The 9,978-nt window shown below is 64.4% G+C and carries 7 protein-coding genes; 3 read left to right on the top strand and 4 right to left on the bottom strand.

The window, feature by feature from the left end:
* Window positions 1-156: 156 nt before the first annotated feature.
* The gene (locus tag IEZ24_RS21305) at window positions 157-684 is read left to right on the top strand and encodes a hypothetical protein (protein WP_129457139.1); all 528 of its coding nucleotides are present in this window, start codon (window positions 157-159) and stop codon (window positions 682-684) included.
* Window positions 685-831: 147 nt separating this feature from the next.
* Here the strand turns inward: IEZ24_RS21305 and IEZ24_RS21300 are convergent, their stop codons facing one another.
* The gene (locus tag IEZ24_RS21300) at window positions 832-1,386 is read right to left on the bottom strand and encodes a pentapeptide repeat-containing protein (RefSeq protein ID WP_207206950.1); all 555 of its coding nucleotides are present in this window, start codon (window positions 1,384-1,386) and stop codon (window positions 832-834) included.
* A 264-nt stretch (window positions 1,387-1,650) separates the two neighbouring features.
* Between IEZ24_RS21300 and IEZ24_RS21295 the strand changes: the two genes are divergently transcribed.
* On the top strand, window positions 1,651-2,346 hold the full coding sequence (locus tag IEZ24_RS21295; protein ID WP_129457137.1) for a recombinase family protein: 696 nt from the start codon (window positions 1,651-1,653) through the stop codon (window positions 2,344-2,346).
* Here IEZ24_RS21295 and IEZ24_RS21290 read toward each other — a convergent pair.
* The 3 genes from IEZ24_RS21290 to IEZ24_RS21280 all read right to left on the bottom strand — a co-directional run bounded on the left by IEZ24_RS21290 (window position 2,336) and on the right by IEZ24_RS21280 (window position 8,977).
* Window positions 2,336-3,763, bottom strand: coding sequence for a deoxyguanosinetriphosphate triphosphohydrolase family protein (locus tag IEZ24_RS21290; RefSeq protein ID WP_165356221.1), 1,428 nt, complete (start codon window positions 3,761-3,763; stop codon window positions 2,336-2,338). The genes IEZ24_RS21295 and IEZ24_RS21290 overlap by 11 nt on opposite strands.
* Before the next feature lie 2 nt (window positions 3,764-3,765).
* On the bottom strand, window positions 3,766-3,972 hold the full coding sequence (locus IEZ24_RS21285) for a hypothetical protein (protein ID WP_129457135.1): 207 nt from the start codon (window positions 3,970-3,972) through the stop codon (window positions 3,766-3,768).
* Between the two features lie 199 nt (window positions 3,973-4,171).
* Complete coding sequence (locus IEZ24_RS21280; protein WP_129457134.1) at window positions 4,172-8,977, bottom strand: DEAD/DEAH box helicase; 4,806 nt, start codon at window positions 8,975-8,977, stop codon at window positions 4,172-4,174.
* 75 nt (window positions 8,978-9,052) lie between these two features.
* Here IEZ24_RS21280 and IEZ24_RS21275 point away from each other — a divergent pair, with 75 nt between their 5' ends.
* Window positions 9,053-9,298, top strand: a complete 246-nt coding sequence (locus IEZ24_RS21275; protein WP_129457133.1) for a hypothetical protein — start codon at window positions 9,053-9,055, stop codon at window positions 9,296-9,298.
* Window positions 9,299-9,978: the final 680 nt, after the last annotated feature.

Raw genomic sequence — 9,978 nt, 5'->3', positions numbered from 1 at the left:
CATCCCGCCCGCCGAGTTCGAGGCGAACCACTGGGCCACCGGAGTCGTCACCGACTACGTTGAAACACCCGTCCCGACCGGGGCTGGTTCCAAGTAACCGAGCCTCCACGAAACCCGGGGCGATTCATCGCGTCTGACTGCCGGGGGGCGGAAACGGTGGTTCGCGAGACCGATCGGCACCTGAGCCGCCTCTACGTCCGAGCTTCTTCCTACCTGGCGTTTGCACGCACAGAGCGCGGTCTCCTGTCCGCGGAAGCGCGTGCCCTGGCAGCCGCAGAGACCGGCGTCGTGCGGTACGAGCTTCAACTGCGCCGCAAGGAGGCCGCTAAGAACGGCCTCGAGCTCGTGCAGGACCTCGAGACGGCGCCACTCTTCGGCATCGCTCAGCACTACTTCGATGACCGTTGTCGATTTTCTGCCCCGGTGGGCCTCACCGGGCAGAGCCTTCGTCGAGCGTTGGCCACCACCGACGCCAAGACGACTAGCGCGCTAGGGCAGTTGATGCTGGACGCGTATGGCGTCGAAGGCGACTGCAATCCGCGCACCATCGCCCAGTACCGAGACTGCTACCGCGCCTTGGGGCTTACCCCAGCCGACCTCCTCCATCCTCAGGCGAGTCGGGTGCAGCTCGACTTCCACGCAGGAACTCTTGTGAGTGCCCCTGGGGCGCCCATCGCTGCCTGACCTAGCACGAGACGGCCGCCGTCGGCCACCTCCGTCGTGCATCACTCCACAGAGACTCCACCGTGGGCCATCGTTCGGGCCCGTCACGCTGGCGGACGTCGGAGCGAATCCACATCGTCAGACCTCGTCTGCGGGAAGGCCCGACGGTCACAACTCCCCGCGCGCGCGGAGCAGGGCGCGCCAGTTAGCTCCACCTCCACCCGGCATCTTCAGAACGTCGCTCCCGCGGTAGTACTGCGGCCACTTCAAGACGAGGAAGTCGCCCCCCGGCATCTCGATCCCGGGCTCCAGGCGATCCAGGTTCCGGCAATGGCGAAAGTCTGCGTGGTTGAAGTGCCACTGTCCGACTCGGGTGCCAGCTACGTCAGCCCCATCCAGAGTGGTGCCGTAGAGGGCACCGTCGAATCGCACACCAGTCAGCACGGTGTCTGAGAGGTTGGCACCGCGGGTATCGCTCAAGCGGGCCCCCGAGAGGTTCGCGCCCGTCAGGTCCGCATCATCGAGCCGACCCAACACAGCACCGGCCAGGTTCGCACCACGCAGATTGGCCCGAGTCATGCTGCAACCCCGCAAGTACACGTCACGTAAGTCCGCCCCCGGCAAGTCGAGATCGTCCAGGTTGACGGACCCCTTCGGACCGCTCAGCGCCACCCCCGCCTGCACTGCCTCGAGAACCGCCTCGCTCAGCGAGTTCGCGGTCACTGAGACGTAATAGACATGCCGACGGTCCGTTGTGCTGGTGAGAAACCTCCGGGTCCGGAAAGGGCCGACGATCTCGTGCAAAGGTCCCCCTGCTGAAACGTGTCCTCCGCCCGGACGGGAAGCCCCTCGCTGCGCGAGCCGCGCCCGACTGATTGGCGCAATGGTTGCAGAAGGCGGGACCGCCATTCGCCAAACCGGCGAGAAATCGATTGGCCGGCACCGATCCGTGTACAGCAATCGACCGATTGGCGTACACCTTCGGCCATGAGCCGCAGGAAGAAGCAGCCAGGTAACCCTGGCGTCGTCGTCGCCTACCTCCGTGTGTCCACGGACGAACAGGCCGCATCCGGTGCCGGCATCGAGGCCCAGCGGGCGGCGATCGAGGCCGAGGTGGCACGCCGAGGCTGGGTGCTCCATGGCACGTTCACCGACGCGGGCATGTCCGGCAAGAGCATCACCGGCCGTCCGGCCCTCGCCGAGGCTCTCGGGACGGTCGAGTCCGGAGAAGCTGGCACTCTCATCGTCGCCAAGCTAGATCGGCTGTCACGGTCCCTCCTCGACTTCGCTGCGCTTATGAAGCGAGCGCAGGACGGCGAGTGGAACCTCGTCGCACTGGACCTTGGCATCGACCTCTCGACCCCTGCGGGCGAGTTTCTCGCCTCCGTGATGGCGTCCGCAGCCCAGTGGGAGCGCAGGATCATCAGCCAACGAACGAAGGACGCGCTAGCGGCTAAACGCGCGGCTGGGGTGCGCCTGGGTCGGCCTTCCAGCCTTCCGAGCGCCACGCGCGACCGAATAGTTGCACGGCGTGCTGACGGCCAGACGCTGCGACAGATCGCAAGTGATCTCAACGCAGACGGCGTGGATACCAGCCAGGGCGGACGGGCATGGCACGCGTCCACCGTGCGAGCGGTCCTACTTATCGAAGACCCCAGCCGACAGGTGCGATCTAATGCGTGAAGCTTGTAGCCAGCGTGTGCCGTCCGTCGCCGCGCAGCGCACGGTGCAGAGCAACAGCCTGGAGATCGCTAAGTCCTGACACGTAGTCAAGCAGTCCGCGGTTTCCGTATTCGCCGTAGGACTCACGCAGCACACCGGGAAGTCGCCTTTTGTCTTTCGCGTCCTCGCACCACGTCACCAGGTCGTCCAAGAGCCCTCGCAAGAGGGCCTGTTGACCACGCTGAATGACAGCCAGGTCCGGGCGTTGGATGACGAACTGTTGCGTGATCTCTTTCAGTAACTGCACTTGGTGCCAGTGCTGATTCTCCAGCATGAGCGGGGGCTGGTCCCAGGTCGGCTGGTCCTGCACCTGGACCGCGCCAACGAAGTCCGTGATCAACTGAGAAACGAATCGACGGGTGTTGGCTGTGGCGCGCCGCGTTCCGACGCTCTCCGACTGCAGCTGCAGCAGGTGGGCTCCGACGCTCGTAACGGCATCCTCGAAAGCCTCGGCATCGAAGCGAACAGCGTATTCCTTCGCGAGCTTAGCCCTCAGCCGCTCGAAGGGGTTCTCCACTAGAGGTCCCGGGTCCTGAGGGTCGCGGCCCGCGAAACTCTGCTTCCACGTCGTGAGAGCCTCTCGCGCCGCGGTCGAGTCGAGCAGTCCCGACTCGTGGAAGTCCTCCAAGTCATGGAGCGCGTAGGTGATGTCATCTGCGATGTCCATCGCTGCCGCTTCGACACTCTGAACATTCTCGGGCAACGGAACCCACGAACGCGCCGACTCGTACGCCTCCCGATCCTCCTCGTAGACGCCGAACTTCTTCCAGCGGAGATGCGTGAGGACGTCGGCCTCGGCTGCCGGGACGCTTCCGGCCCGCAGCCACGGGTACTTAAGGACGGCAGCACGCGTGGCGGCGGTGAGGTCCAACCCGTTGGGCTTCCTGCTCCTCGGCTCTACCCGCGCCACGATTCGGAATGTTTGAGCGTTGCCCTCGTAGCCCTCAGGCAAGCTGAGGTGCTCTCGCGCGTAGCGGTCGAGCACCGCCTCACCAATGTGCCCGAAGGGGGGGTGTCCCACGTCATGGGCGAGTCCGGCCGCCTCGGCAACCTCCGCGTCCAGACCGCCCAGCGACTCGAGCACCTCGTGCAGGTCCGATCGGGCCAAGAGCACCTCCGCAAGACTCCGCCCGACCTGCGCCACCTTGAGGCTGTGCGTGAGCCGGTTGTGCGTTAGGAAGCCAGATGGGTCTGGGGTAAAGACTTGCGTTACCCCAGCCAACCTGCGGAATCCAGCGCTGTAATAGATCCGGTCTCGGTCGTGGCGAGCCGGGCCGCGTGGATCGCTCGGCGAGGTCTCGGTTTGCTTGTGTAGCCGCTCGTCCCGCGTATGAGGCGCGGGTGGTACAACACGAACGACCTGGGACTCAGCGGGCACCCTTAGGCGCGGCGGAAGGTGGCTGACGCGTCGTAGACAAGGCCCTCGTCTTCCACCAAGTCCCAGACGGCCGCCACTACTTCCTCCCGGTCAACCGCGAACTGGGCCAGAACCTTGCCCAGCAGCTCGTCGAAGGGACGGGGCATCTCGGAAACAACACCGAGCACGTAAGCCTGCAGGTCTTGCTCCGGCGCATGCATCGTGGTCAAGTCCGACTCCTTCGCGAAGGGCGCGCTGTCTGATCGCGCCATACTACTGCTCACACTTACGCTGACTGTGCATCTTCATGTATCTATCGAAGCGGGTCGCACTGACACTGACACCGGCGCTGTCAACGTGACCGGCTGCCACCAGTCCGGATCGAGGCCGGCCGCATGGACCTCAACCGAGTGGACTCGGCCCATGTTCTCAGCTCTCCCGCACAGCGAGTGACGGCAGTGCGTCCACGACGCGCATAGTCTCTACGGACACGGTGACGACCCGAGCAAGGAGGTCGAGGATGTAGCGCGGGTCGCCGACCTCGCGGGACCAGTCATTTGGGTTGTTCACGATGCCGGACGCCTTGTCGGTCTTGACCCAGTAGCGGTCGATGATCCACTCGATGGCCGACCGCGAGCCGAGTTGGTAGCGGTATGCCACCTCTGGGATGCCGCTCACGGTAATCCGGTCGTTGTAGTGGATCGTCGAACGGTCCTTGACCTTGCCCTTGCCGCCGAAGCGCATCTTCTTGTCGCCGACGGCGTAAAAGCGGTACGCCGCATCCTCGCCTCCCTCGCTTGGCCGCGCGTCGAGGCCATCGAGTGCGGCCGGCGGCACCGCCTCGTAGCCGACATGGAGCTCGCTCAGAGCCCGACCTGCGTCGGCGAACGCGCGGGCGTCCTCAGGAGTTGCGACGAGTGGGATACGCGGGAGCATCTTCTTTAGGTCGGCCGCGTACCGCTGGCGGTAGTCCGGAGAGTGCAGTACACCGTAGACATAGAAGAACACGTCGTCCTTAGTCCACGTGTCTCCATACGCCGACTGCCATATCCGCAGCGCCTCGTTCGTGATGTTGTCGAGTCGGCGAAGTCCGTTGACCAGGTCGCGCTCGGAGCCACCCAGATCGAGCGTGCCCTCTGCAGGCGAGGCTGGTTCCCAAGTCCAACGCGGAAAAAGTTGGCTGCTGTCGAGCAAGTGAAGGTCGGGCAAGAAGGTCGTGGCCAGCGCGGAGAACTCGGCGTGTGACGACACGCCTGTGATGGTTAGACCTAGGTTCTGCGCGCCTGGCGGAAACGCAAGTCGGATCACCGCCGGGCGATGGATCCATCGCTGGTCTCCGTAGAGAGTCGTGCGTTCAAACGGGCGGTACTGAGCGCGAAGGTTCGCGCCCACGTAGGGCTCAATGACCTCCCCGCGCTCAAAGCGTGCAACAAGCGATGACGACCACTTGATCCTGCGTGCGTCGTTGATGCGGCCCGTCGAGAGGCTTTGGTTGTACGTCTCGGTGGCTAGGCGCATTGATCGGCGCAAGACGTCGGCGCTGCGGTTGTAGACCCACGGATCCCGGTTCGTGCCGACACCAAGTGAGTAGCGTTCGAAGATTCGAGGGCTGCCACCTCGGGCGCCGATTGGGATGAACTTCTCGAAGTCCGCCGAGCGTTGCTCAGCCCAGTCGCCTTGTGCGTTGGGCACCACCTGCTGCAGATCCAGGTTTAGGACGTGGCCAGCTGCTTGCACGGCCCGAATCTTTTCGCCAGCAGTCAGGTAGTCCGCCACCTGGGCGTAGCCGACTTGCAGCCCGCCGGTGCTTGCAGGGTTCTTGACCAACACGGTGACGGCAATAGTCGCTCGGGACCCGCCAGCCGTGTTCTTTATTTCGCTTCCGTCCGATCGCCAGCCACCGAACTCGAAAACAGGTCGGCCTTCTCGCCGACCGCGCTCGCCGGCAGCGAGCGCGTTGCCTCTTAGGTTGAAGACGTAGATGGCGGAGAACTCCTCGGCCAACGACTTACGCATCCCGTCGGCGGTGTTCGCTTCCAGGAACCCGCCATTCGTGACGAAGGCGATGACTCCTCTGTCCGCTACCCGCAATGAGGCCCACTTGATCGCTCGGATGTACGAGTCGTACAGGGCCTTGCGTGAGGATGCGCTCGACTTCGCCACGTACGTACGTTCGATGGCTCTGTCGATCGTCGGGTAGGACGCATTGGCGTTGTCGTCGTTCGCGGAATCCTGCCCGACGGAGTAGGGCGGGTTGCCGACAATGACTGTGATGGGCAGCGCACGCTGGCGGGTGATGCGTTCGTTGTTCTCCGGGAAGATGTCGAGGTCGTCCCGGTCGCCGTCCTCGTAAGCTTGGAACGTGTCTGTGAGGACGAGGCCGGGGAACGGCTCGTACTTCCCGGGTGCGCTGCCGTCGCCATTGACGAGAGCTGCGTAGGTGGTCTCAATGTTCACCGCCGCGATGTAATAAGCCAGGAGGAGCATCTCGTTGGCGTGCAGTTCGGTGGCGTACTTGCGCGCCAGGTCATGCGGCTCGATGAGCCCGGAGGCAAGGAGGCGGGTGATGAACGTGCCTGTGCCGGTGAAGCCGTCGAGGATGTGGACGCCCTCGTCAGTGAGCCCTTGGCCGAACTCGGCACGAAGAACCTCGTCGGCCGATCGAAGGATGAAGTCCACGATCTCGATGGGCGTGTAGACGATCCCAAGCCGGTCCACCGTCCGCTTGAACGCGGTGGCGAAGAACTTGTCGTAAAGCTCTACGATGATCCGCTGCTTCCCCTCCGCGTCCTGCACACCTGCCACACGGCGTCGTACGGAGGCGTAGAACGAGTCCAGCGATGCCTGCTCGGATGCAAGGTTGTGCTCCTCAAGAGAAGCGAGCATCAGCTCCATCGTTTGAGCCACAGGGTTATGGGCCCTGAAGTCGTAACCTTCGAAGAGCGCCTCGAACACGGGTGCGGTGATGAGGTGCTGGGCGAGCATCTCGATCGCCTCGTCGCGGGTGATCGCCTCGTTGAGATTGCCGCGCAGGCCCGCGAGGAACTCGCCGAACTCCTTCGCGGGATTGGACTCGGGATCGGCCAGGAGGCCGTTTATTCGGGTGATGTGGGCTTGGGCGATGTCAGCGACGTCCTTGGCCCAGGTCTCCCAGTACTTCCTTTCACCGACCTTTTGCACGATCTTGGCGTACATGGCGTCGCGGAAGCCGTCGAAGCCGTAGTCCAGGGCCATCTGCTCTGACCCGTCCGTCTGGTCGTCGGAGCGCCCGCGGCCCGGGGTGACGTCGATGATCCGGACCCGGTCGGGCTTGCTCTTGTTGAGCTCGATCTGGTTGACCATCGCGTGGAAGCGTTCGTCGTGGGATCGCAGGGCCTGTAGCACCTGCCAGACGACCTTGTACCGCTCGTTGTCGCGCAGCGCGTCTTCCGGCGCGAGGCCTGCAGGGACGACGATGGGCAGGATGATGTAGCCCAGCCGCTTGCCCGGGGCCTTGCGCATGACCCGGCCCACCGACTGCACCACATCGACTTGGGAGCCGCGCGGGGTCAAGAACAGAACCGCGTCCAGGGCGGGGACATCCACACCCTCGGAAAGACAGCGGGCGTTGGTTAGCACGCGGCATACGCCTTCGGGGGCGTCGTCTTTGAGCCAGGCCAGGTGCTTGTTGCGGTCGTGGATGCCCATGGTGCCGTCCACGTGGGCGGCTTCCAGGCGCAGGCCTGTGCGCTCATCCGCCTCGTCCTGCCTGGCGCGTTCCACCATGACCGGGAACGAGCGGGTGGCTTGCTGGGACGACTTGATGTCACGGGCGAACGCGACCGCCCGGCGCATTGGGGCCGGGTCGTCTCCCTCGAGGTCACCAGGCCCGAAGTTCTTGCGCAGCCCGTTCCAGCAGCCGATCAGCTTGGCGGCGTCGTCCAGCTTGATCTCGCCGGACTCGGCCATCGCGTGCTGGAAGTTCTCGGCTACGTAGGTTTCATCGACGCTGAGGACCAGGACCTTGTAGTCGGTGAGCAGATCGGCCTCGACCGCGTCGCCAAACCCCAGGTGGTGCAACTCTTTACCGTAGATCGCCTCTTGGCCCATGTCGGCCAGCACGGCCTCCGCATCGGTGGCCTTCTGTCGAACGGCGTCGCCAAAGACCCGCGGGGTCGCAGTCATGTACAGCCGACGAGAGGCCCTGAGGTAATCCCCGTCGTGGACCTTGACGAAGTGGGACTCGTCCTGGCCGGCCAGTGTGACGCCGGTGGTGCGGTGAGCTTCGTCGCAGATGACGAGATCGAATGCGCCGACGCCGAGATCCTGGGCCTGCGCAACGACTTCGAGAGACTGGTAGGTCGCGAACACCACCGTCATCCGGGGGGTGGCGTATTTACCCGTCGCCATCCGGGCGGCCAGGGTGGCGGCGTCGGTAGTGGCGGGCTCAGTCAGGTCCACGGTGGACAGATCGCCCTCGTCGGAGCCCTTGCGACCCACCCTCACGTCGGAGCACACCGCGAACGGGCGGATGTCCGTCTCACGATTGGCCATCCACTCCCGCAGGCTCTGTGCAAGCAGCTGGATGCTCGGCACCAGAAACAGCACGCTGCCGCCCTCACCGACCAGGTCCTCGGCGATGCGCAAGCTGGTGAAGGTCTTGCCGGTGCCGCACGCCATGATGAGCTTGCCGCGGTCGGCGGCCTTCAGCCCCGCGCGAACGTCATCCACTGCTCTGGCCTGGTGCGGCCGCAGCTTCTTGGGCCCAGTGGACGGCAGCACCTCTGGAGTGGTCCAGGAGTACTCCGCCCAGTCGATGCCCGAGTCCTCGAGGTAACCGATGTCCACGCGCTGCACCGGCACTAGTTGACCGTGCAGCGTCTCGTCAGCGTTCTTTGACCACCCGGCTGCGGTGTCGAAGAAGTAGCGCGCGGAGAACTCAGCTTTCGACGACGCCGAAAGGAAAGAGTCGATGTCGGCCTTCGCGACGGTACGGTCCGCGTCGTAGAACTTGCACTGGATCGCCGCGTAGCTTTCGGCGTCCCGCACCTTGGCGACCAGATCGATACCGGTGTCACCCCGGTTGCCACGCAAGGGCCACTCGGTCCAGGTCCAGACGTCCTCGAACTTGGCCGTCCACTCCGGGTCAGTGCGCAGGAAGGACTGCACCAGCCGTTCGAACTTGTCCCCCTTGTCGCGCTCATCAAGAGCCGAGGACCGAAGGTCCCCCAAGACTTCGTGAATCGTCACCGACATGGGCAGCATCCTCTCCCATGGGTAGATCCCCTCGCAGGGTCCCCAGCGAAGTAGCGACACAACGAGGAGAAGACCATGACTGAAGCATTGGATCTGCCGGCCGTGGCGGTCGGCGAATGGGTCGATGGTGAGGAGCGCCTTGAGGTTCGCCAGGGGTGGGACGGGCACTACTGGCACCTTGAGGTCCGCCTCACGGTGACGGAAGGCGAGGACTCAGAGGAAACCTCTGTTCATGTCACTGACGACCAGGTCCAGTGGCTCCGCGACGCCCTCGACAGGGCCTTGGAGGCCCAGCGGACCGTCACACCTCTCAGGGGATAACTTGAGAGGGTCGCTACCAACGTGTGGTTTGTGTGGTCGCCAACGCGCGCGGGCGCGCGAGCCATCACTTACTCATCGAAAATGATGGGAAAGGGTGACAACTGACGCCAACGACGACGGCCGACCGGCGGCCTAATCTCGCCTCTGACCTGCGAAGATGGTCACCAACAGCAGACGTCGAAAACCACGCCCACGGATCAGAAGGTTTGGGGTTCGAATCCCTACAGGCGCGCAGATCGATGAAGCCGCAGGTCAGTTCGCTGACCTGCGGCTTTGTCGATCTCGGGCCAGGCGCCCAACCAGCTCGCTGAGTCACGGCGCAGCACTACCGCGCAGTGGACACCAGCACAGTCCAAGACGTGTCGGCGAAGTCTTCGGGGCCAATAGAGGGCTCGGAAGCGACGCCAGTGATGACCGCGGTGACCTCGACGCCGGCGACTGAGTGCGCAAGCAGCTCAGCGTCAGCTGCATCAAGCTCGATGTCCCCTGCCTGGCGGCGGAGGCGGTCGGCCAGTGCGGCGGCTTCGCCTTCGAGCAGATCCTCATCCGTGAGTGAATCGCCCCGGGTTTCGTGGAGGCTCGGTTACTTGGAACCAGCCCCGGTCGGGACGGGTGTTTCAACGTAGTCGGTGACGACTCCGGTGGCCCAGTGGTTCGCCTCGAACTCGGCGGGCGGGATG

This window comes from Nocardioides ganghwensis (assembly GCF_014779655.1).
In the GTDB taxonomy this organism is placed as follows: domain Bacteria; phylum Actinomycetota; class Actinomycetes; order Propionibacteriales; family Nocardioidaceae; genus Nocardioides; species Nocardioides ganghwensis.
This window is presented reverse-complemented; position numbering and strand designations above follow the sequence as displayed.

Coding starts and splice junctions, on each gene's coding strand:
- IEZ24_RS21295 (WP_129457137.1), top strand. CDS start 1,651: ATGAGCCGCAGGAAGAAGCAGCCAGGTAACCCTGGCGTCGTCGTCGCC.
- IEZ24_RS21280 (WP_129457134.1), bottom strand. CDS start 8,977: ATGTCGGTGACGATTCACGAAGTCTTGGGGGACCTTCGGTCCTCGGCT.
- IEZ24_RS21275 (WP_129457133.1), top strand. CDS start 9,053: ATGACTGAAGCATTGGATCTGCCGGCCGTGGCGGTCGGCGAATGGGTC.